This window comes from Parvibaculum sp., from assembly GCF_040882025.1.
In the GTDB taxonomy this organism is placed as follows: domain Bacteria; phylum Pseudomonadota; class Alphaproteobacteria; order Parvibaculales; family Parvibaculaceae; genus Parvibaculum.
In genome coordinates this window covers 43,629-64,879 of record NZ_JBBECC010000152.1, presented here as the reverse complement: position 1 = coordinate 64,879, position 21,251 = coordinate 43,629, and the positions used below count along the sequence as shown (strand labels likewise).

Genomic DNA, 21,251 nt, shown 5'->3' with positions numbered 1-21,251 from the left:
CCTTACTCCGCCGCCGCCTGCGCAACGCCGCGTCTTGCCGCGATGCGCTCTTCGATGGTGCCCCGGAAATGACGGATCAGGCCCTGGACCGGCCAGGCCGCCGCGTCGCCGAGCGCGCAAATGGTGTGGCCTTCGACCCGCTTCGAAACGTCGAGCAGCATATCGATCTCCTCAACCTCGGCTTCACCCGAAACCAGCCTCTCCATCACCCGCCACATCCAGCCGGTGCCTTCGCGGCAGGGCGTACACTGGCCGCAGCTCTCATGCTTGTAGAAGGCCGAAAGGCGCGCGATCGCCTTGATGACGTCGGTCGACTTGTCCATGACGATGACGGCCGCCGTCCCGAGACCCGTCTGCACCGCCTTCAGCGAGTCGAAATCCATCAGAATGTCGTCGCAGACCGACTTCGGGATGAGCGGTACCGACGAACCGCCGGGAATGACCGCCAGCAGATTGTCCCAGCCGCCGCGCACGCCGCCCGCATGCTTCTCGAGCAGTTCCTTAAGCGGGATGCCCATTTCCTCTTCGACATTGCAGGGGTTGTTTACGTGACCCGAGATGCAGAAGAGTTTTGTGCCAGTGTTATTGGGACGGCCGAGGCTCGCGAACCATGTGGCGCCACGGCGCAGGATGGTCGGTGCGACGGCAATCGACTCGACGTTGTTGACCGTGGTCGGCGCGCCATAGAGACCGACATTGGCCGGGAACGGCGGCTTCAGGCGCGGCATGCCCTTCTTGCCTTCGAGGCTTTCGAGCAGCGCGGTTTCCTCGCCGCAGATATAGGCGCCAGCGCCGTGATGAACATAGATGTCGAAATCCCAGCCGGAGCCCGCGGCATTCCTGCCGACGAGACCCGCTTCATAGGCTTCGTCGATCGCGGCCTGAAGCTGCTCGCGCTCGCGAATGAATTCGCCGCGCACATAGATGTAACAAGCATGCGCGCCCATCGCGAAGCTGGCGATGAGGCAGCCCTCGATCAGCTTTTGCGGATCGTGACGCAGGATGTCGCGGTCCTTGCAGGTGCCGGGTTCGGATTCATCGGCGTTGACGACAAGGTAATGCGGGCGGCCGTCGGACTCCTTCGGCATGAAGGACCATTTAAGACCAGTCGGGAAGCCAGCACCGCCACGGCCGCGCAGGCCCGATTTCTTCATCTCGTCGAGAATCCAGTCGCGTCCCTTCGCGATGATTTCCGCCGTGCCGTCCCAGTCGCCGCGCGCCCGGGCGCCGGCGAGCCGCCAGTCGTGATGGCCGTAGAGATTGGTGAAAATGCGGTCCTTGTCGTCGAGCATCACTCACCCCCACCCGATGTCAGGCTCGTCAATCCGCCCAAGGGTTCGGACGAATGCCGAACACTCTGCGGGCCGGGCTTCACGTCCTTGCCTGCGCGCAAATCGGCCAGGATGCGCTCCAACGCCGCTGCATCGAGATCTTCATAGAAGTCGGCATTGATCTGAACCATCGGCGCATTGACGCAAGCGCCGAGACATTCGACTTCGAGCCAGGAGAGTTTGCCGTCGGCGCTGACCGCGCCCTCGGGACCGATATGCTTGCGGCAGACATCCTTCAGTTCGTCGGCGCCGCGCAGCCAGCAGGGCGTCGTGCCACAGAGCTGCACATAGTACTCGCCGACCGGCGAGAGATTGAACATCGTGTAAAAGGTCGCGACTTCCAGTGCGCGGATGTAATCTATGCCGAGCATGTCGGCAACGTAGCGGATCGCCGGCTCGGGCAGCCAGCCGCCATGCTGTTCTTGCGCGCGCCAGAACAGCGGAATGATCGCCGAGGCCTGCTTACCTTCGGGATATTTCGCGATCTGTCCTTTGGCCCATTCAATATTTTCCGGCGTGAAAGCGAAACTCGCCGGCTGGTTGGGGTCTAGTCTGCGAACGCTCACCGATCCACCTCTCCGAACACGATATCGATCGAGCCGAGAATAGCGGCGACGTCCGCCAGCATATGGCCCTTGCACAGATGATCCATTGCCTGCAGATGGGCATAACCCGGCGCGCGAATCTTGCACTTGTAGGGCTTGTTGCCGCCGTCGGAGACGAGATAGACCCCGAATTCGCCCTTCGGCGCCTCGACGGCCGCATAGACCTCGCCCTCGGGCACGCGGTAGCCCTCGGTATAGAGCTTGAAATGATGGATGAGTGCTTCCATGGAGCGCTTCATCTCGGCGCGCGACGGTGGCACGACCTTGCCGTCATGTGCGTGTACCGGACCGCCGGGCATCATCTCGATGCATTGTTTCATGATGCGCAGCGACTGGCGCATTTCATCCATGCGGATCAGATAGCGATCGAAGCAGTCGCCGTTCTTGCCGACCGGGATATCGAAGTCGAGCTCGGAATAGATTTCGTAAGGCTGCGAACGGCGCAGGTCCCAGGCCATGCCGGAACCACGCACCATGACGCCCGAGAAGCCCCATTCGAGCGCCTCTTCCTGCGTCACGACGCCTATGTCGACGTTACGCTGCTTGAAGATGCGGTTGCCGGTGAGCAGGCTTTCGAGGTCGTCGAGAACCCGAGCGCAGGGATCGCAAAAATTGTAGATGTCCTCAAGCAGCTTCGGCGGCAGATCGCGATGCACACCGCCGACGCGAAAGTAGTTGGCATGCATACGGGCACCGGACGCGCGCTCATAGAAGATCATCAGCTTTTCGCGCTCTTCGAAGCCCCAGAGCGGCGGCGTCAGCGCGCCGACGTCCAACGCCTGCGTTGTCACATTGAGCAGGTGCGCGAGGATGCGGCCGATTTCCGAATAGAGAACACGAATAAATTGCGCGCGGCGCGGTACTTCGAGGCCTAGCAGCTTTTCAGCGGCCAGCACGAAGGCGTGCTCCTGGTTCATCGGCGCGACATAGTCGAGGCGGTCGAAATACGGGGTTGCCTGAAGGTAGGTCTTGTATTCAATCAGTTTTTCTGTGCCGCGATGCAGAAGCCCGATATGCGGATCGACCCGCTCTACGACTTCACCGTCGAGTTCCAGCACAAGGCGCAGCACGCCGTGCGCGGCCGGATGCTGCGGTCCGAAATTCAGATGATAGTTACGGAGCTCCTGTTCGGCCATGACCTAGTTCTCCGCCTTCTCATCGCCCGGCAACAGATATTCGACGCCTTCCCACGGGCTGGCGAAATCGAAGCTACGAAACTCCTGCACCAGCTTTACGGGTTCATAGACGACCCTTTTTTCATCGTCATCGTAACGAACCTCAACGTACCCCGTGAGCGGGAAGTCCTTGCGTAGCGGGTAGCCGTTGAATCCGTAGTCGGTAAGAATGCGCCGCAAGTCCGGGTGATCGCTGAAGAGCACGCCGTACATGTCGAAGGTTTCGCGCTCATACCAGTTTGCTGCCGGATATACGCCGACCACGCTGGGCACGGGCGTTTCATCGTCGGTTTCGATCGTGACGCGAACACGTTGATTCTGGTGCATCGACAGAAGGTGGTAGACGACATCGAAACGCTGCGCACGCTGGGGATAGTCTACGGCTGTGATATCGATCAGGGTGGCGAAATTGCATGCCGGATCGTCACGAAGAAATTTCAGCACCTGTGCGATCGCACGGGCCTGCGCCCGGATCGTCAATTCGCCATAGGTAACGCTGAAACCCAGCATTGAATCCTCGACGCCGCCGAGAATGTGCTCGCCCAGTTCTGTGAGACTTTCGTCCATCGATGCGGTCTCGAAACTCATGGGCAGGTTTTCGCTTCCGGCGAGGAAGATACTCTCTGCCGCTCGGTGAATTCAGCGGTCGAGCGTGCCCGTCCGGCGAATTTTCTTTTGAAGGGCGAGGATGCCGTAGAGTAGCGCCTCGGCGGTGGGAGGGCATCCGGGCACGTAGATATCAACCGGCACGATCCGGTCGCAGCCGCGCACCACGGAGTAGGAATAGTGATAGTAGCCGCCGCCATTTGCACAGGACCCCATCGAGATCACATAGCGCGGCTCGGGCATCTGATCGTAAACCTTGCGAAGCGCCGGGGCCATTTTGTTGGTCAGCGTTCCGGCCACGATCATCACGTCGGACTGGCGCGGGCTGGCGCGAGGCGCAACGCCGAATCGCTCCGCGTCGTAGCGCGGCATCGAGGTTTGCATCATTTCGACGGCGCAGCAGGCGAGACCGAAAGTCATCCACATCAGCGAGCCGGTTCGCGACCAGTTAACCAGATCATCGACCGTGGTCAGCACAAAGCCCTTGTCGGCCAGCGCATCTGACGCCTGTCTGAAGAACGCGTCATCCTGCCCGCTGCCGGCGATCCTGTCGCCCGCCGATGCAACCGCACCGCCTGTGTGCATCACTCCCATTCCAGGGCACCCTTCTTCCACTCATAGGTGAAACCCACCGTCAGAACGCCCAGGAAAACGATCATCGACCAGAAGCCGAAAAGTCCGACATCGCCCAGCGCCACCGCCCAGGGGAACAGAAAGGCTACTTCAAGGTCGAAGATGATGAAGAGGATGGCAACCAAGTAGTACTTCACATCAAACTTCATTCTTGCGTCATCGAAGGCGTCGAAGCCGCATTCATATGCAGCGAGCTTTTCAGGATCCGGTTTGCTGGGCGCCACAAGAAACGGCGCGACAAGCAGCGCAAGACCCACCACGAGCGACAATCCCATAAAGATCAATATGGGCAGGTACTCGAGAAGCAGGTCTTCCATCGAATTGTTCCCAACATGAGCCGACACCTTTCGGGACTCGGCCGGGCAAGCCTTCGCGCCACGCGGGCGCGTGACGGGACGATCTGATCATCCATAATCGGGCTGCCCAATTCGGTGCGCAGTATAACTCCCGCATACGCGAAATAAAAGGCTGGCTGACGATTTGTCGGCGCAAAAACCCTTGAATTTCCGGCCGTTGCACCAGTCTGCGCGCAAGGAACGTTGCGCCCGTCCGAGCGCCTTCACAGCTGTCACGGAGGTTCGATGAATCGGAAATAGTGGCGGGAGTGACGGGACTCGAACCCGCGACCTCCGGCGTGACAGGCCGGCGCTCTAACCAACTGAGCTACACCCCCACATGGCAAAGAAACCGCCTGAAAGGTGGGCGTCTCGTAAGCCAAGCCCCCCTCCCTGTCAAGGCGCATCGCCCCCGATGGCGCGCTGCGAGGCCAGACTTGCATGGTGGGCGGTGACGGGCTCGAACCGCCGACCCTCTCGGTGTAAACGAGATGCTCTACCAACTGAGCTAACCGCCCCTGCCCGCGCCAAAGCACCTCGTCGGGCAATTCCGCAACTCCTAACGAATGCCCGCCGGCAATGCAATCGTGGCCATTGCAATGGCCGCCCAAACGCCCGATCTTGATTCTCCGCCTTTTGGCTCATCGACAGACCGGGTGCCCCGTTTGACTCGTACGCTCGCCCCCGTCCTTTCGTTGCTGATGGCCACGGCAATCCTGCTGGTCGGCAACGGGCTTCTAGGTACGCTAATCCCCATTCGCGCCGGGCACGAAGGTTTTGCAACCATAACCGTCGGCGTCATCGGCAGCTTCTATTTCGCCGGATTTCTGGGGGGCTGTTTCGCGACACCGCATATCGTGCACCGGGCGGGTCACATCCGCAGTTTTGCCACGTTTTGCGGACTCGCAGCCGCAGCGCCGCTTGTTCACGCCATGTCCGCGGATCCTGCCATCTGGGCGTTGATGCGGGTGTTGACGGGATTCTGCTTTGCCGGCCTCTATATGGTGATTGAGAGCTGGCTCAACGAGCAATCCGCCAACGACACGCGCGGGCGAATCTTCGCCATATATCTCGCGGTCAATCTGACGGCACTTGCCGGCGGGCAATTGATGCTCAACGCCGCCGACTCGACCGGCTTCATCCTCTTTGCCATTTGTTCGATCCTGACGTCCCTGGCTCTGGTGCCCGTCGCGATGACGAGTTCCGTCCAGCCCATGCCCATCCAGAGCACGCGTATCAATATCCGGAATCTTTATGCGCTCTCGCCTGTCGGACTGGTGGGCTCATTTGTGGTGGGTTTGACCAACGCACCGTTCTGGACGCTGGCACCGCTCTACGCGATGGAAAGCGGCCTTGGCGAAGGTGGAATCGCAGCTTTCATGCTTGCGGCGATTACGGGAGGGGCGACTGCGCAATGGCCGATCGGCCGCATTTCGGACCGAATGGACCGACGGCGCGTCATCGTCGGGCTCTGCCTCGGCTCGGCGCTGGGAGAAACGGCGCTCGTTGTCGCCGGCATCAGCGGCAGCGTGGCCGCCATCATGCTTGCCGGCGTCCTGTTCGGCGTCTTCGCGCTGACGCTTTATTCGGTCTGCGTGGCGCATATGAACGATCACGGTCAGAGTGAGAGCTTTGTGTCTGTCTCTGGGGGGTTGCTGGTCGTCTATTCTCTCGGCGCAATCGTGGGCCCGACGGCCGCGTCGATTGGCGTTGGCAGCTTCGGTATTTCGTCGGTCTTCGTTTTCCCGGCGCTGGTTCACCTCCTCTTTGCCATCTATACGGTTCATCGCATCATCTCGACACCGGCGTTGCCGGAGGAACAACGGGCAGACTTCGTCGCCGTTCCATTCCCGCAAGTTCATCCGCTGCCAACCGAGCTCGATCCGCGCGCCGCTGACGAAGAGCCGACAGGCGATGGAGCTGACGAAACAACGCCGGAACCGGCGGCAGGATCGGAGGCCTTCAAATAAAAAGGCCGGCGCGCTTCTCGATGCGGCCGGCCCTCAAACTCGTGGTTTTTCTCAGCTCAGCTGTTCACAGCGTCCTTGAGACCCTTGCCGGCCTTGAACTTCGGCTGCTTCGAGGCCGGGATCTGAATCGTCTCGCCGGTACGCGGGTTGCGGCCCTCGGTAGCTGCCCGGTTCGACACGTTGAACGTGCCGAAGCCGACCAGTCGGACCTCTTCGCCCTTTTTCAGCGAGTCCGTGATGATGTCGAACACATAGTCGACGGATTTGGTCGCATCGGCCTTGGATAGACCGGTCCGGTCCGCCACTTCTGCAATGAGATCGTTCTTGTTCACGTCGGGCCCCTTCTGATGCGATGGCGGGGAATCGGGATTCCCTCAAGCGTTAAGAGTCTACTCGTCTGCCAAGAAGGGGGTCAAAGTAAAAACAAAGGATTTCTGCGGAAAATTCGAGATGCCCAAAGCAGAAACGGGAGCCATGAGGCTCCCGTTTCGCTTCTTGCCGCACCATAATCGGTATTCGACGATATTAATGTGCCATAACCGGTTCGATTGTCTCCGGTCGGTTGCGTCCGGCGGCGGCCTGCTCAGCCTGCCAGGCGTCCTCGTCCCATTCGATGGGATCGGGCATGCGCGTCAGCGCGTGCCTTAGCGCATCGTCGATGGTGTTGACCGGTACGATCTCCAGACCGCTCTTCACATTGTCCGGGATCTCGGCGAGATCCTTGGCGTTGTCCTGTGGGATCAGCACCTTCTTGATGCCGCCACGGAGCGCCGCAAGGAGCTTCTCCTTGAGACCGCCGATGGGCAGCACCCGGCCGCGGAGCGTCATCTCACCTGTCATTGCCACGTCCTTGCGGACAGGAATGCCGGTCATAACCGACACGATAGCGGCCGTCATGGCGACGCCGGCGGACGGACCGTCCTTCGGCGTGGCACCCTCCGGCACGTGGACATGGATGTCACGGCGGTCGAAGAGTGGCGGTTCGATGCCGAAGCGAGTCGCCCGCGAACGGACATAGGAACTCGCCGCCGAGATCGACTCCTTCATTACATCGCGCAGGTTGCCCGTGACCGTCATGCGGCCCTTGCCGGGCATCATTACACCTTCGATGGTCAACAGTTCGCCGCCGACCTCGGTCCAGGCCAGACCGGTCACGATGCCGACCTGATCCTCGCCTTCCGCCTCGCCGAAGCGATATTTCGGCACGCCGGCAAAGTCGGCGATGTTTTCCATCGTCAGCTTGATCGACTTGGTTTCCGGTTCGGTCAGAATGCGTTTGACCGCCTTGCGAGCCAGATTGTTCAGCTCGCGCTCCAGGTTCCGGACGCCCGCCTCGCGCGTGTAAACGCGAATCAACTGCCGCAGCGCTTCATCGTCGATCGACCACTCGCCCTTGCGCAAGCCGTGACCGTCGACCGCCTTCTGGATCAGATGGCGGCGTGCAATCTCGACCTTCTCATCCTCGGTGTAGCCGGCGATACGGATGATCTCCATCCGGTCCATCAGCGGTTCAGGGATGTTGAGCGTGTTCGCCGTCGTCACGAACATGACGTCCGAGAGATCGTAGTCGACCTCCAGATAGTGGTCGGAGAACGAATTGTTCTGCTCGGGATCGAGAACCTCGAGCAGCGCCGACGATGGATCGCCCCGGAAATCCGAGCCCATCTTGTCGATCTCGTCGAGCAGGAAGAGCGGATTTGTGTGCTTCACCTTCTTCATCGACTGGATAACCTTGCCGGGCATCGAGCCTATGTAGGTGCGGCGGTGACCACGGATTTCGGCTTCGTCGCGCACACCGCCCAGCGACATGCGCACAAAATCGCGCCCTGTCGCGCGAGCGATCGACTTGCCGAGCGAGGTCTTGCCGACACCGGGCGGGCCGACGAGGCAGAGGATCGGCCCCTTCAGCTTGTTGGCGCGGTTCTGGACCGCCAGATATTCGACGATACGCTCCTTGACCTTGTCGAGGCCGTAATGATCGGCATCGAGTATCTCCTGCGCGTTCGCCAGATCTTTTTTGACGCGGCTCTTCTGCTTCCACGGCACGGAGAGTAGCCAGTCGAGATAATTGCGCACGACGGTCGCTTCAGCCGACATGGGGCTCATCTGCTTGAGCTTCTTCAGCTCGGCTACCGCCTTTTCGCGTGCTTCCTTGGAGAGCTTGACCTTCTGAATGCGTTCTTCGAGCTCGCGAATTTCCTCACGCCCATCGTCGCCGTCGCCGAGCTCCTTCTGAATGGCCTTCATCTGCTCGTTCAGATAGTACTCGCGCTGTGTTTTCTCCATCTGGCGCTTGACGCGGCTGCGGATGCGCTTTTCGACCTGCAGCACGCCGATTTCGCCTTCCATCAGCGAGTAGACGCGCTCCAGCCGGCCGGCGACCGACGACATCTCGAGAAGTTCCTGCTTTTCGGGAATCTTGATGTTGATGTGGCTCGCGACCGTGTCCGCCAGCTTCGCCGGATCCTCGATCTGTCCAATCGAACCCAGAACTTCCGGCGGAACCTTCTTGTTGAGCTTCACATAGCCTTCGAACTGCGAGACCACCGAGCGCGCCAGTCCTTCGATCTGATCGCCGTCAGCCTCGTTCTCTTCGATCGCTTCGACCTCGGCTTCGAAGAATTCGGGGTTGTCGATGTAGCGCTTGACGCGCGCGCGGCGCACACCCTCGACCAGCACCTTGACAGTGTTGTCAGGCAGCTTCAGAAGCTGCAGAACGGTGCCGATGGCGCCGATCTCGTAGATATCGTCCGTATTCGGATTGTCGTCGGCGGCGTTCTTCTGGGCGACCAGCAAAATCTGCTTGTCGTCCTGCATGACATTTTCGAGCGCCCGCACAGACTTTTCACGTCCGACAAAGAGCGGCACGATCATGTGGGGGAAAACGACAATGTCGCGCAACGGCAGCACCGGCAACACAAGGGCATCGCCACTGGCGCCTGCCGTCGTATTCTGATTGCGCTTCTCTTTCTCGGTCATATCAACTACCTGCCTTTACCTGACTCGACTGCCGCCCGCAGCGAAGCTCCAGCCTAGCATCCGATTCTGAATGAATGCTGATGGCCGACTGACGGCCAGAATAGCGGGATTCGCGGGCGCCGCCCGGATTTCGGGCGGTTACGGTCCTCGGCCTGCATCAGCACCGGGGACCGTCGGTTAGATAGAAAATGGCCCTGAAAGACCACGCTTTCAAGGCCACTTGCCGATCGTTGCAAATTGCGGGTTTTCAGCCCTTTCAGGCGCTCGTGCCGACGTCGCCCTGCCGTTCGGCATATATGTAGAGCGGGCGCGCCTTGCCCTCGACCACTTCACCGCTGATGACGACCTCCTCAACGCCCTCGAGCGTCGGCAGTTCGAACATCGTATCGAGCAGAATTGATTCCAGGATGGAGCGCAACCCGCGCGCACCGGTCTTGCGGTCGATCGCCTTGCGCGCGATGGAGCGCAACGCCTCCTCGGAAAAGGTCAGACGTACATTCTCCATCTCGAACAGACGCTCATACTGCTTGACCAGCGCGTTCTTCGGCTGGGTCAGGATGGTGACGAGCGCCTCTTCGTCAAGGTCCTCCAGCGTCGCCAGAACCGGCATGCGGCCGACGAACTCGGGAATCAGGCCAAACTTCAGCAAGTCCTCGGGCTCCAGGTCCTTCAGAATCTCGCCGGTACGCCGGTCTTCGACCGACTGGACCTTGGCGCTGAAGCCGATGCCAGCGCCCTTGCCACGCTGACCAATGATCCTTTCGAGGCCGGCGAAAGCGCCGCCGCAAATAAAGAGGATGTTGGTCGTGTCGACTTGCAGGAATTCCTGCTGCGGATGCTTGCGGCCACCCTGTGGCGGCACCGAGGCAACCGTACCTTCCATAATCTTCAGCAATGCCTGCTGAACACCCTCGCCCGAAACGTCGCGGGTGATCGAGGGGTTGTCGGATTTGCGGCTGATCTTGTCGACTTCGTCGATATAGACGATGCCACGCTGCGCGCGCTCGACATTGTAGTCGGCCGACTGCAGCAGCTTCAGGATAATATTCTCAACATCCTCGCCAACATAGCCGGCTTCCGTCAGCGTCGTCGCGTCCGCCATCGTGAACGGCACATCGAGAATGCGGGCGAGCGTCTGGGCCAACAACGTCTTGCCGCAGCCGGTCGGGCCGATCAGCAGGATGTTCGACTTGGCGAGCTCGACGTCATTGTTCTTCGCGGCGTGGTTGAGACGCTTGTAATGGTTGTGAACCGCGACCGACAGAACACGCTTGGCATGCTGCTGCCCGATCACGTAGTCATCCAGCACGGAACAGATTTCCTGCGGCGCGGGAACCCCGTCACGCGACTTCACCAGCGAGCTTTTGTTTTCCTCGCGGATGATGTCCATGCAGAGTTCGACGCATTCGTCGCAGATAAAGACGGTCGGTCCCGCAATCAGCTTCCTGACCTCGTGCTGGCTCTTGCCGCAAAAGGAACAGTAGAGCGTGTTCTTGGAGTCGCCGCCGCTCACCTTGCTCATAAAAACTCCTTAGTAACCCGCTAGCCGGAACGGGCTTCTTCCGTTACCCCAGCACAAACCGTGCCCGCCTTCCACCACCCGATCAAGCGGCCTGCCGTCGCTATACGTCACAGCGCGAATTGCAGATGCTTTCCCGGTCATCTTTCAGACATACGAGCATGTTATTCGCTGAGGGATCAACATTTCATTACCCTCCATAACGGCGCAACACGGCGTTTCCGTCGCGGCGGCGCAGCTTCCGGAGAGCCCGAATCCTGCGCATTTGCCGCTAGATTCGACAGGAGCGGCCTTAGCGCAGCGGCCTGCCTTCACCTGAAAAGCTTCCGTTTCAAGCCTTTTTGGCGTCATCCTGTGACGGTCGCACCACACCGACATGATCGATGATGCCGAATTCCAGGGCGCGCTCAGGGCTCATAAAATTATCTCGCTCCAGCGCATCCTCGACCGCCTTGAGGCTTTGCCCGGTGTGCTTCACATATATGTTATTGAGCCGTTCGCGAATCGCGATCGTTTCGCGGGCATGGATTTCGATGTCTGACGCCTGCCCCTGAAAGCCGCCCGACGGCTGATGAACCATGATCCGCGCATTGGGAAGTGCGAACCGCATTCCCTTTTCGCCGGCTGCCAGCAAGAGCGATCCCATAGACGCCGCCTGCCCCATGCACACTGTCGAGATCGGCGGGCGGACATGCTGCATCGTGTCGTAGATCGCCAGGCCGGACGTCACGATGCCGCCCGGCGAATTGATGTACATCGAGATTTCTTTTTTGGGGTTTTCGGCTTCGAGGAAAAGAAGCTGCGCGGTCACCAGCATCGCCATGCCGTCTTCGACCGGACCGGCGACGAAGATAATGTGCTCCTTCAGCAGACGCGAAAAGATGTCATAGGCACGCTCGCCGCGATTGGTCTGCTCGACCACCATCGGCACAAGGTTCATATAGGTTTCGATGGGGTCTTTCATTGTCTCTCCTGGGCGTCGGCCTGTTTCCTGCGGCATGCTTGCGGACAATTGCGCGGCAGCGCCCGACAAAACCGCATGGGACCGGGATAACCTGATTCGGTAAATGGACGGTTCCGCACTCTAGCGCAAGACCAATATAAGGTCAGTTGCGCCCGATTTCGCCCCCTGCGGCAAAGGGGGCATTTACCGCAACGTCAGGGCGACCCGACCCAAATTCGATATGCACCGGTCTGCCGACCATGCCCGAGACGCCTGTCAACGAGCCAGCCACGAGTTCACGAGCCAGAAAACGGGCGGGGTCGACCCAACCCGGCAGATCGAGCCGCCGCGCCAATGCGCGGACAAAGCCGAAGCGCCGGTAGTAGGGCTCGTCCCCGACCAGCATCACGATGCGATGGCCTTGCGCGGCCGCGCGATCGAGACCGGCGCGCATCAACCGGCCGCCTATGCCCTCACCTTGCCGGGCAGGAGCCGTCACCAGCGGCCCAAGCAGCAAAGCGGGCACAGCACCGGCAATCGCCACCGGCCAGAAGCGCAGCGTACCGACAACGTCACCTCGATCAAGCGCGACCAGGGCCAGCGAAGCGTCATGTTCCACGCCTTCGCGCAGGCGATAGACCGCCTTGGCGAAGCGCTCCGGTCCGAAGGCATCGGCGACCAGTCGCTCGACCACGGGCTTGTGGATGTCTTTCTCAACGACAATTTTCATTGGCCTGTCCGTCCCGGCCAAATGGCCGGCAACCTGCGCGAAGGCAGGGCTCAAATGTTTTGTGGAATGGGTGCTGTAGACCGCTTCAGATACAGACGCTGGCGAGCGGCGGAAAGCCATTGAAGCTGACGGCCGAATAGGTCGTCGTGTAGGCTCCGGTGGCTAGGATCCAGACCTTGTCGCCCGCTGCCAGTGCCGTCGGCAGACGATAATCCGTCTTCTCGTAGAGAATGTCGGCGCTGTCGCAGGTCGGGCCGGCCAGCACGACGGGTGAAGTTTCGCCACCGTCGCGCGAGGTCAGCAGGCGATACTTGATCGCCTCGTCCATGGTTTCGGCAAGGCCGTGGAACTTGCCGGCATCGAGATAGACCCATCGTCGGTCGTCGTCGCCACCCTTCTGCGACACGAGCACGATTTCAGCCTGGATGACGCCGGCATCGCCGACGACACCGCGGCCGGGCTCGACGATGACTTCCGGCTGGTTGTCGCCGAAATGGCGTGTGAGCGCTTCGCGGATCGCCGCGCCATAAGCCGGGATCGAGGGCACCTCGGTACGGTAGCGCGACGGGAAGCCGCCGCCGATATTGACCATGCGCAGATGAACGCCGCGCGTCTCGAGTTCGCGGAAGAGCGAGACCGAAAGCTCGAGCGCCTTGTCATATTGCATGAGATCGGTTTGCTGCGAGCCGACATGGAAAGAAATGCCATAGGCGTCGAGGCCGCGCGCCGCGGCGCTTGCCAGCAGATCGACGGCCATCGCGGGCTCGCAACCGAACTTGCGCGACAGCGGCCATTCGGCGCCTTCGCATTCCATCAAGACGCGGCAGTAGACTTTCGATCCCGGCGCGACGCAGGCAATCTTTTCAAGCTCCGGCTCACTGTCGAAGGCGAACATGCGAACGCCCTTCCGATAGGCCTCTCCGATGTCGCGTTCCTTCTTGATCGTGTTGCCGAAGGAAAGGCGCTCAGGCGCGACGCCATGCGACAGGCACAAATCGATCTCGCCCATGCTGGCCGTATCGAAGGCCGAACCGAGACGGGCCAGGCGCGCGACAATTTCGTCGGCCGGGTTCGCTTTCACCGCATAGAAGATGCGCGCCTCGGGCAGCGAGCGCGCCAGCTCCTCGAAGTTGTGGGCGACGATGTCGACGTCGACGATCAGGCAGGGCGACGGCAGCTCGGCCGTCGCGACGTAGCGGGCGATCTTCGGCGGCAAGCCGCCGCGCTCCGTCGGCAGCTCGGCTGCCTGCGGCACAAGGCGCAGGCGCGGCTTGCGGCCCTTGACCGTCTTCGAGGACGGCGCGGATTTCGCGATTGCTTTGGAAGAGAGGCGCGAACGGGCACGGCGGCCCTGCTCTGAGGCGAACATCGTCAACACCCTTTTTCAGACCCGGTACTCAGACCGGCGTGATCCAAAAAGGACGCTTCCGTCGTTGCATAAACCTACCAGGGGCCAGCGGCACGTGCGTGTGCGTCTTGTGATGCGCGGGGATATAGGTATCGACGAGTCTGTGCAACAGGTAATTGGGCTCGCGGGCAAAGTTTTTTGCTAACAAATTCTTAATGCGACCGTCGCCGATTGTGACCGGAATGCGGCGGCTGAAACGACAAAGGCCCGGAGGGGAGCTCCGGGCCTTGTCCGACAGCGCTTCGACGCGCGGCTCAGTCGTCCTTGGCTTTCTTTGCAGCCGGTTTTTTTGCCGCTGCCTTTTTTGCAGCCGGCTTCTTCGCCGGCTTGGCTTCGCCATGATCGTGGTCATGGTCGTGGTCGCAGTTCTCGTCGTGGACGTGCTCGTGCTCCTCCGCTTCGGGATCGGCGAAGAGCGTCTCGCGGTCGACGGCCTTGTCGGTCACATCGGCCAGCTCGGCTATGAAGTCGACGACCTTGTCTTCGAAGATCGGTGCGCGCAGTTCCTGAACGGCCTGCGGGTTCTGCTGGTAGTACTGGTAAAGCTGGCGCTCCTGACCGGGGAACTGGCGGGCGCGTTCGGCGAGCGCCTGGTTCAGCTCCTGCTCGGTGACGGAGATGCTGTTCTTTTCGCCGACTTCGGCCAGCAGCAGGCCGAGGCGGACGCGGCGCTCGGCGATCTTGCGGTATTCGGCCTTCACTTCTTCCTCGGGTTCATCGAGGTCGGCGGCCGTCTTGTTCTGGTGGCTGAGTTCGTGTTCGAACTGCTTCCAGATCTGCTCGAACTCCTGCTCGACCATCGTGGGCGGCAGCTCGAAATCGTGCAGCTCGTCGAGCTTGTCGAGCATGGCGCGCTTCATATGCATGCGCGACATGCGGGTGTAGTCGGACTTGATCTGCTCGGCGAGCGCCTCGCGCAGCTTGGCGAGTTCATCGAAGCCGAAGCGCTTGGCGAGTTCGTCGTCGATCGTGACTTCGGCGGGCGCCTTCACTTCCTTCACCTTGACCTCGAAGACGGCATCCTTGCCGGCGAGCTGTTCGGCGCCGTATTCGGCCGGGAACGTCACATTGACGGTCTTTTCTTCGCCCGCCTTCGCGCCGACGAGTTGTTCCTCGAAGCCCGGAATGAAGCGGCCTGAGCCGAGTTCCAGATTGGCGTCTTCCGCCGAACCGCCCTCGAAGGCAACGCCGTCGATCTTGCCGACGAAGTCGACGGTGAGCAGATCGCCGTTCTCGGCTGCGGCGCCTTCCGCGCGCGGCTCGAAATTTTTCTGGTTTTCGGCGAGGCGCTTCAGCGCTTCATCGATGTCGGCATCCTTCACCTCTGCAACGAGGCGTTCGATGGAAACCTTTGAAAAGTCTGCCAGTTCGAAGGTCGGCACAACCTCGAAGCTCATCTTGAAAGTGAGGTCGGCCTTGCCGTCCATCACTTCCTGGATTTCGCCCTCGAGATCGATCGACGGCTGGAAGGCAGGCTTAAGTGCTTCGTCCGCCAGCGCTTTCTGGCTCGACTCGCCGACGGTTTCCTGGATGATTTCGCCCATGACCTGCTTGCCGAAGGTCTTGCGCAGATGGCTGACCGGCACCTTGCCGGGACGGAAGCCCTTGAGGCGAACCTGGTTTTTCATTTCCTCGAGCTTGACGCCGAGGCGGGCTTCGAGATCCTGCGCGGGAACCTGAATCTTCAATTCGCGCTTCAGACCGTCCGTGTTGGTGACCGTGACCTGCATCTTCCAATCCATTGTATTTAAAGGGGTTTCGGTCTGGTGCGGGCGGAGGGACTCGAACCCCCACGCCTTGCGGCACTGGAACCTAAATCCAGCGCGTCTACCAATTCCGCCACGCCCGCCATGGGCCGACGACGAGGCCCGACAAGAGCCAGCCGCTCCCCAATTTGGCGCTCTCTATATCAAGGGGTTGGGGCGATTGCCAGCAAAAGAGCAGCGCCCGAGCGCGCGAAAACACCCCCTCTGTCATCAAACAGTCATGGAACTGTCACAAAGGGCGCGGCAGCGGGGATAAGGGGCGGAGATAAAATAAAGTAATCCCCGTTTTCACGGCCTTGCTTCCGTCTCAGCCGAGCTCGGAACGAAGGTCGCGCAGGACCGAGGGGAGCATTTCGGAAATATCTTCGGCGATCAGACCCGGACCGAAGGCGGCGCCCGCTTCGCCGTGCAGCCAGACGCCGGCGGCGGCGGCTTCGAATGGCGGCATGTCCTGTGCCAGAAGTCCGAGGACGATGCCGCCCAGCACGTCGCCCGACCCGGCGGTGGCGAGTTCGGCGCCGGCGTTGATGTTGATGGCGGCGCGGCCGTCGGGCGCCGCGACGACTGTGTCGGCACCCTTGAGGATGACGACGGCCCCCGCTTCGGCGGCGGCGCGGCGGGCGCGGACGAGCTTGCTTTCGCCGGAGGCCGCGAGATCGGGAAAGAGACGCGCGAATTCTCCCTCATGCGGCGTCAGCACGACGGGACCGGCGAAATAGCCCTTGATGGCCACAAAGAGATCGCGCGGAATTTCGGCAAACGATGTCAGCGCGTCGGCATCGAGCACCATTGTGGCGCCGGAAAGGAGGGCCGCCAGCACATTCTCGCGTGTCTCCGCGCCGACGCCGGCGCCGGGACCGATGAGCAGCGCGTTCTTGCGCTTGTCCTCGAGAATTTGCGTCAGGCCGTCGGCACCGTCGAAGGGCGCCAGCATGATGGCGGTCAGATGCGCCGCATTGACGAGGAGTGCGGAGGGCGGCGTCGCGACCGTGACGAGCCCCGCCCCTGCCCGCAAGGCGCCGCGCGCGGCCAGACGCGCCGCGCCGGTATGCGCCGCGCCGCCCGAGACGACGACGGCGTGGCCGCGTGTGTATTTGTGTCCGTCGATCTTCGGCTGCGGAAAGGAGGCCGCCCAGAGCGGCGGATGGTCGATGAAGGTCTGCGGCGCGATCTCTTCGAGCACATCGGACGGGATGCCGATATCGGCAACCTTCAACTCGCCGCAGAGAAGACGGCCCGGCAGCAGCAGGTGGCCGGGTTTCAGGCGAAAGAAGGTGACGGTCAGCGCCGCCTTGAAGGCGGCCCCGCGGGGAGCGCCGGTGTCGCCATCGAGGCCCGAGGGGACGTCGACCGCGGCAACGGGGACGCCCGATTTCGCGATACGGGCAATCAGTTCGGCGACGACGCCCTCGACATCGCGGGCGAGACCGGCGCCGAAAATCGCGTCGATGACGAGGGAGGCGCCCTCGCCCGCATCGGCGGCGAGCGGGCGGACCGGGCCCTGCCAGCGGGCGGCTGCCTCCGCCGCGTCGCCTTTGAGGTTCTCGCGGGCGCCGAGAAGGAAGAGCGTCACCGGCCAGCCCTGTTCGGCCAGCAGGCGCGCGGCAACGAAACCGTCGCCGCCATTATTGCCGGGGCCGCAGAGCACCGCGACCGGGCCGACGGCGAAGCGCGCGGCGATGGCCTCGGCAACGGCGCGGCCGGCGTTCTCCATAAGGACGGAACCCGGACGGCCGCGCGCGATCGTCAGCGCGTCGGCGCGCGCCATTTCGGCGGTGGTGAGAAGAACCGGAGACGAATCGCGCATGGCGTCACTATAGCCATGCGATTGCGGCGGGTCAGGGGCGCCCCTGCCTCAAATGTTGCCGTTTGCGCGTGTCCGCCTCATGCTAGATTGCAGACGGGACTGAGGACCGGACATATTTTCGGGGGAGCCCGTCAACAGGATGTGGAGACTTGCGGCCGGACTGGCCTTTGCATCGCTCGCCGCCCTGCCGGCCGGGGCCGGCGATCTCAAGGTGACGGTGACGGGCGTGCGCTCGGATGACGGCGCGCTGATGATCGGCTTCTATGACAGCGCCGCCAATTTCGAGGATGCCATCAGTACGTCGGCGAAGGTCGGGTTGCTGAACGACAAGGGGCGGCTTGTCGGCGTGACGATGCGGGCCAAGACGGGGCCGCAGGGGATCGCGATCTCGGACCTGCCACCCGGCCGCTACGGCGTCATCGTCTTTCACGACGAGAACGACAACGGGCTGCTCGACATCAGCATTCTGCGGATCCCAATCGAGGGCTACGGCTTCAGCAACAACGCGATCGGCTTTCTTCGCGCGCCCTCCTTCGACAAGGCCGCCGTGACGGTCGGCGACGGCGATGTCAGCACCAGCGTCGCGCTGACCTACCAGGTCGCGCCCTATGTCCGGCCGGGGCCCAAGAAGTGAGCGGACAGTGGCGAACGATGAGCGCGACCGCGGCCCTTCCCTATTGCTGCGCGTAGGCTGCGCGGACCTGGGCGACGGCTTCGCCCTGTTGCGGACGGAGCGAGGGGATGTCGAAGGCGACGGTGCGGATCGTGCCGCCATAGGCGAAGGGTTCGGCATAGTCGCGATTGACCGGCGCGAGGCTGCGGCCGATGTCCATGCCGATCGAGGAGAGCATGAAGACGAGTTTCGGGATCGTGCCCGAGGCCACTTCCGCGCCATCGACCGCGAGCGCGACATCGCCGCCGCCATCGGCGCGGCGGGTGACGACAAGCTCGACGTTGCGCACACCGGGCGACAGCGATGCGGCATCCGAGACGCGCGTGTGATCGTGGAAGCAGTTGTAGTCGAAATGCAGGCGGCCTTCCTTGATGTAGAGCACGAAGCCGGAATTGATACTGCCGCGGGCGACGAGGGCGCCGTCGCCGGCCGACGCCGGATGAATGAGATCGACGGTCATGCGCCAGCCGCGTCCGACCGGCGGGCAGGCATCGGCGACGATGTGGGAGACCGGCGGGCGATAGAGGAAGCTTTTGCGCGAGGTCGGCATCCCGGGGCGGCGCGAGGCGGCAAAGAGCGCGATGCCGTTGCGATCGTCGAGCGGCAGCGCGCCTTGCGCCTCGGCCTCGGTCCACCAGAGGTCGATCAGTTCCCTCAGCCGCGCGGGTTCGCTGGCGGCGAGGTCGTTCATTTCCGAGAAGTCTTCGGCGAGGTGGTAAAGCTCCCAGCGGTCTTCGTCGAAGGGCTTGCCCTGTTCGTGGCGCGTGACGGCCTTCCAGCCTGACTTCCAGATGCCGCGATGGCCGAGCATCTCGAAGAATTGCGCGGCGCGTTCGACTTTTGCCTCCGGGTCGGCCAGCGCCGCCTTCAGGCTGACGCCGTGGACCGGCATTTGCGTTACGCCGGCGACGACCGACGGCGTTTCGATGCCGATGATATCGAGCACGGTCGGCGCGATGTCGACCGCGTGGCAGAACTGGCGGCGGAAGGCACCGGGCGCGGCGAGGCCTGCGGGGAAGTGCATGATCAGCGGATCGCGGACGCCGCCGCCATGCGTGTTCTGCTTGTACCATTTCAGCGGCGTGTTGCCGGCCTGCGCCCAGCCCCAGGGAATGTTGCAGTGGCTTTCCGGGCCGCCGATGTCGTCGAGACGGGCGACCGCGGCATCGACATTTTCAGGGATGCCGTTGAACCATTTCATCTCATCGAAGACGCCGGTGGGTCCGCCTTCCTGGCTGGCGCCGTTGTCGGACAAGAGAATGAACAGCGTGTTGTCCCAGCGGCCGACTTCCTTCAGGAAGGCGATCAGGCGGCCGATCTGGTGGTCGGTGTGTTCGAGCATGGCGGCGAAGGCTTCCTGCAGCCGCGCGGCGAACGCCTTTTCATTCGGCGAAAGCTCTTCCCACGGACGAACGCCAGGATTGCGCGGGGCGAGCGCCGTGTCCGCCGGGATGACGCCCATCTCCTTCTGGCGGGCAAACCATTTTTCGCGCTCGACATCCCAGCCGGCGTCGAAACGGCCGCGATATTTGTCAAGATAGCTTTGCGGCGCCTGATGCGGCGCGTGCATGGCGCCGAAGGCGGTGTAGAGGAAGAAGGGCCGTTCGGGGACCAGCGAAACGATGTCGCGGATCATGCCCGCCGAACGGTCGACGATGTCTTCGGAGATGTGGTAGCCGTCCTCGGCACGGGCCGGCACGTCGATGAAATGATTGTCATGCGTCAGCTCGGGGTAGAACTGGTCGGTCTCGCCCTGCAGGAAACCGTAATAGCGGTCGAAACCTTTTTGCAGCGGCCAGTTGGCGAAGGGGCCGGCAGCGGAACATTCGCTCATCGGCGCGAGATGCCATTTGCCGGTGGTGAAGGTCGCGTAGCCCTTGTCGCGCAGGATCTCGGCCAGCGTCGCGGCGCTTTTCGGGATCGAGCCGCGCATGTTGGGGAAGCCGGTATCGAAATTAGAAACACCGCGCATGCCGACCGCGTGATGGTTGCGGCCGGTGAGCAGGCAGGCGCGGGTCGGCGAGCAGAGCGCGGTGGTGTGGAAGCCGGTGAAGCGCGCGCCCCTGGCGGCCAGCGCGTCGATGTTCGGCGTTTCGATGGTGGAGCCGTAGCAGCCGAGATGAGAAAAGCCGGTGTCGTCGAGCACGACCATCACGACGTCAGGGGCGCCGGCGCCGAGCTTCGGCTCCGGCCACCAAGGGGTCGACTCCTCGATGGTGCGGCCGATGACGCCGTGAAACTCCTCGCCCGATGGATGCTTGTAGTTCATCGCACTCCCCTCCCCGGTCCGCACCGTTCTAATGTTATCCATTAAACAAGTGCGGCGGGCGAAGGACAAGCGACGATTGCGGGTATTCCGTGAAGCGGAACACCGGATGGCGACGCGCCTATTCCAGATTGAACCCGTAGTCCCTCTCGACACGGGCGATGCGGGTGATGGTGGGACCGAACCATACCGTTTTGGCTTTGTGCTTCGCCGCCATGTGGCGCGGATCGTCGCGCCAGCGCTGGATCGCCTCAAGGCTCTCCCAATAGGTGATCGCAACCGAGGCGCCGTCCTGGAAGAAAGCCTCGAGGCCGAGAAAGCCGCCGATCTCGCCGGCGCGGCCATAGAGTTCGGTCGCCAGTTTGAAATAGGCGTCCTCGTCAAAGCCGGGGCCGAGTTCAGTCGTCGTGGAGACCGCGTAGTATGGCGGCTCAGGGGTGCGCGCCACGCGGGCGACGCTGGTCGATCTGGTCATTGAACAAGCTCTTGTGTTTGCGGGTGGCCG

At 62.1% G+C, this 21,251-nt stretch carries 18 protein-coding genes and 3 tRNA genes; 2 read left to right on the top strand and 19 right to left on the bottom strand.

The features are described 5' to 3' along the window. Positions 1–2 precede the first annotated feature (2 nt). From nuoF to WEB61_RS11075, 8 genes are all read right to left on the bottom strand, one after another. Entirely contained in the window at positions 3–1,292 is a 1,290-nt protein-coding gene (nuoF, locus tag WEB61_RS11110; RefSeq protein WP_368064400.1) for an NADH-quinone oxidoreductase subunit NuoF, read from the bottom strand. Further along, on the bottom strand, positions 1,292–1,897 hold the full coding sequence (gene nuoE / locus WEB61_RS11105) for an NADH-quinone oxidoreductase subunit NuoE (protein ID WP_368064399.1): 606 nt from the start codon (positions 1,895–1,897) through the stop codon (positions 1,292–1,294). Before nuoE ends, nuoF begins: the two co-directional genes overlap by 1 nt. Continuing rightward, positions 1,894–3,072 (bottom strand): NADH-quinone oxidoreductase subunit D, encoded by a 1,179-nt coding sequence (locus WEB61_RS11100; protein ID WP_368064398.1) that lies wholly within the window; start codon positions 3,070–3,072, stop codon positions 1,894–1,896. The genes nuoE and WEB61_RS11100 overlap by 4 nt, the downstream gene beginning before the upstream one ends. Before the next feature lie 3 nt (positions 3,073–3,075). After that, positions 3,076–3,678, bottom strand: coding sequence for an NADH-quinone oxidoreductase subunit C (locus WEB61_RS11095; protein ID WP_368064417.1), 603 nt, complete (start codon positions 3,676–3,678; stop codon positions 3,076–3,078). Positions 3,679–3,750: 72 nt separating this feature from the next. Beyond that, positions 3,751–4,302: an NADH-quinone oxidoreductase subunit B family protein gene (locus tag WEB61_RS11090; RefSeq protein ID WP_368064416.1), complete on the bottom strand. Its 552-nt coding sequence runs from the start codon at positions 4,300–4,302 to the stop codon at positions 3,751–3,753. Further along, positions 4,302–4,667 carry an NADH-quinone oxidoreductase subunit A gene (locus tag WEB61_RS11085; RefSeq protein WP_368064397.1) on the bottom strand — a complete coding sequence of 122 codons (366 nt, stop codon included), beginning with the start codon at positions 4,665–4,667 and terminating at the stop codon, positions 4,302–4,304. Before WEB61_RS11085 ends, WEB61_RS11090 begins: the two co-directional genes overlap by 1 nt. 279 nt (positions 4,668–4,946) lie before the next feature. Then, a tRNA-Asp gene (locus WEB61_RS11080) sits at positions 4,947–5,023 on the bottom strand. A 104-nt stretch (positions 5,024–5,127) separates the two neighbouring features. Further along, a tRNA-Val gene (locus tag WEB61_RS11075) sits at positions 5,128–5,203 on the bottom strand. A 147-nt stretch (positions 5,204–5,350) separates the two neighbouring features. Between WEB61_RS11075 and WEB61_RS11070 the strand changes: the two genes are divergently transcribed. Then, the gene (locus WEB61_RS11070) at positions 5,351–6,655 is read left to right on the top strand and encodes an MFS transporter (protein ID WP_368064396.1); all 1,305 of its coding nucleotides are present in this window, start codon (positions 5,351–5,353) and stop codon (positions 6,653–6,655) included. A 56-nt stretch (positions 6,656–6,711) separates the two neighbouring features. Here WEB61_RS11070 and WEB61_RS11065 read toward each other — a convergent pair whose 3' ends face one another. From WEB61_RS11065 to WEB61_RS11025, 9 genes are all read right to left on the bottom strand, one after another. Next, positions 6,712–6,987, bottom strand: coding sequence for an HU family DNA-binding protein (locus tag WEB61_RS11065; RefSeq protein ID WP_293510458.1), 276 nt, complete (start codon positions 6,985–6,987; stop codon positions 6,712–6,714). Between the two features lie 193 nt (positions 6,988–7,180). Then, positions 7,181–9,634 (bottom strand): endopeptidase La, encoded by a 2,454-nt coding sequence (lon, locus tag WEB61_RS11060; protein WP_368064395.1) that lies wholly within the window; start codon positions 9,632–9,634, stop codon positions 7,181–7,183. A gap of 256 nt (positions 9,635–9,890) precedes the next feature. Then, complete coding sequence (clpX, locus tag WEB61_RS11055; protein WP_368064394.1) at positions 9,891–11,156, bottom strand: ATP-dependent Clp protease ATP-binding subunit ClpX; 1,266 nt, start codon at positions 11,154–11,156, stop codon at positions 9,891–9,893. Positions 11,157–11,484: 328 nt separating this feature from the next. Beyond that, on the bottom strand, positions 11,485–12,117 hold the full coding sequence (locus tag WEB61_RS11050) for an ATP-dependent Clp protease proteolytic subunit (protein ID WP_368064393.1): 633 nt from the start codon (positions 12,115–12,117) through the stop codon (positions 11,485–11,487). A 142-nt stretch (positions 12,118–12,259) separates the two neighbouring features. Further along, a complete protein-coding gene (locus WEB61_RS11045) occupies positions 12,260–12,826 on the bottom strand; it encodes a GNAT family N-acetyltransferase (RefSeq protein WP_368064392.1) in 567 nt (188 codons plus the stop codon). Positions 12,827–12,911: 85 nt separating this feature from the next. Continuing rightward, positions 12,912–14,195, bottom strand: coding sequence for a type III PLP-dependent enzyme (locus tag WEB61_RS11040; protein ID WP_368064391.1), 1,284 nt, complete (start codon positions 14,193–14,195; stop codon positions 12,912–12,914). A gap of 293 nt (positions 14,196–14,488) precedes the next feature. Next, positions 14,489–15,964 carry a trigger factor gene (gene tig / locus WEB61_RS11035; RefSeq protein ID WP_368064390.1) on the bottom strand — a complete coding sequence of 492 codons (1,476 nt, stop codon included), beginning with the start codon at positions 15,962–15,964 and terminating at the stop codon, positions 14,489–14,491. A 34-nt stretch (positions 15,965–15,998) separates the two neighbouring features. Then, positions 15,999–16,083 (bottom strand) — tRNA-Leu (locus tag WEB61_RS11030). A 224-nt stretch (positions 16,084–16,307) separates the two neighbouring features. Further along, positions 16,308–17,807, bottom strand: a complete 1,500-nt coding sequence (locus tag WEB61_RS11025; RefSeq protein ID WP_368064389.1) for an NAD(P)H-hydrate dehydratase — start codon at positions 17,805–17,807, stop codon at positions 16,308–16,310. A 139-nt stretch (positions 17,808–17,946) separates the two neighbouring features. Here WEB61_RS11025 and WEB61_RS11020 point away from each other — a divergent pair, with 139 nt between their 5' ends. Next, positions 17,947–18,441 carry a DUF2141 domain-containing protein gene (locus tag WEB61_RS11020; RefSeq protein WP_368064388.1) on the top strand — a complete coding sequence of 165 codons (495 nt, stop codon included), beginning with the start codon at positions 17,947–17,949 and terminating at the stop codon, positions 18,439–18,441. Between the two features lie 40 nt (positions 18,442–18,481). Here the strand turns inward: WEB61_RS11020 and WEB61_RS11015 are convergent, their stop codons facing one another. Both WEB61_RS11015 and WEB61_RS11010 read right to left on the bottom strand, forming a co-directional pair. Next, positions 18,482–20,749 carry an arylsulfatase gene (locus tag WEB61_RS11015; protein WP_368064387.1) on the bottom strand — a complete coding sequence of 756 codons (2,268 nt, stop codon included), beginning with the start codon at positions 20,747–20,749 and terminating at the stop codon, positions 18,482–18,484. A gap of 118 nt (positions 20,750–20,867) precedes the next feature. After that, positions 20,868–21,221 (bottom strand): antibiotic biosynthesis monooxygenase, encoded by a 354-nt coding sequence (locus tag WEB61_RS11010; protein WP_368064386.1) that lies wholly within the window; start codon positions 21,219–21,221, stop codon positions 20,868–20,870. Positions 21,222–21,251 lie beyond the last annotated feature (30 nt).

Bases quoted from the DNA above. Each gene is read 5' to 3' on its own strand.
- WEB61_RS11050 (WP_368064393.1), bottom strand. From the start codon at position 12,117: ATGAAAGACCCCATCGAAACCTATATGAACCTTGTGCCGATGGTGGTC.
- clpX (WP_368064394.1), bottom strand. From the start codon at position 11,156: ATGAGCAAGGTGAGCGGCGGCGACTCCAAGAACACGCTCTACTGTTCC.
- tig (WP_368064390.1), bottom strand. From the start codon at position 15,964: ATGCAGGTCACGGTCACCAACACGGACGGTCTGAAGCGCGAATTGAAG.
- WEB61_RS11100 (WP_368064398.1), bottom strand. From the start codon at position 3,072: ATGGCCGAACAGGAGCTCCGTAACTATCATCTGAATTTCGGACCGCAG.
- nuoF (WP_368064400.1), bottom strand. From the start codon at position 1,292: ATGCTCGACGACAAGGACCGCATTTTCACCAATCTCTACGGCCATCAC.
- WEB61_RS11090 (WP_368064416.1), bottom strand. From the start codon at position 4,302: ATGCACACAGGCGGTGCGGTTGCATCGGCGGGCGACAGGATCGCCGGC.
- WEB61_RS11095 (WP_368064417.1), bottom strand. From the start codon at position 3,678: ATGGACGAAAGTCTCACAGAACTGGGCGAGCACATTCTCGGCGGCGTC.
- WEB61_RS11025 (WP_368064389.1), bottom strand. From the start codon at position 17,807: ATGCGCGATTCGTCTCCGGTTCTTCTCACCACCGCCGAAATGGCGCGC.
- WEB61_RS11020 (WP_368064388.1), top strand. From the start codon at position 17,947: ATGTGGAGACTTGCGGCCGGACTGGCCTTTGCATCGCTCGCCGCCCTG.
- WEB61_RS11085 (WP_368064397.1), bottom strand. From the start codon at position 4,667: ATGGAAGACCTGCTTCTCGAGTACCTGCCCATATTGATCTTTATGGGA.
- WEB61_RS11015 (WP_368064387.1), bottom strand. From the start codon at position 20,749: ATGAACTACAAGCATCCATCGGGCGAGGAGTTTCACGGCGTCATCGGC.
- WEB61_RS11040 (WP_368064391.1), bottom strand. From the start codon at position 14,195: ATGTTCGCCTCAGAGCAGGGCCGCCGTGCCCGTTCGCGCCTCTCTTCC.
- WEB61_RS11045 (WP_368064392.1), bottom strand. From the start codon at position 12,826: ATGAAAATTGTCGTTGAGAAAGACATCCACAAGCCCGTGGTCGAGCGA.
- WEB61_RS11010 (WP_368064386.1), bottom strand. From the start codon at position 21,221: ATGACCAGATCGACCAGCGTCGCCCGCGTGGCGCGCACCCCTGAGCCG.
- lon (WP_368064395.1), bottom strand. From the start codon at position 9,634: ATGACCGAGAAAGAGAAGCGCAATCAGAATACGACGGCAGGCGCCAGT.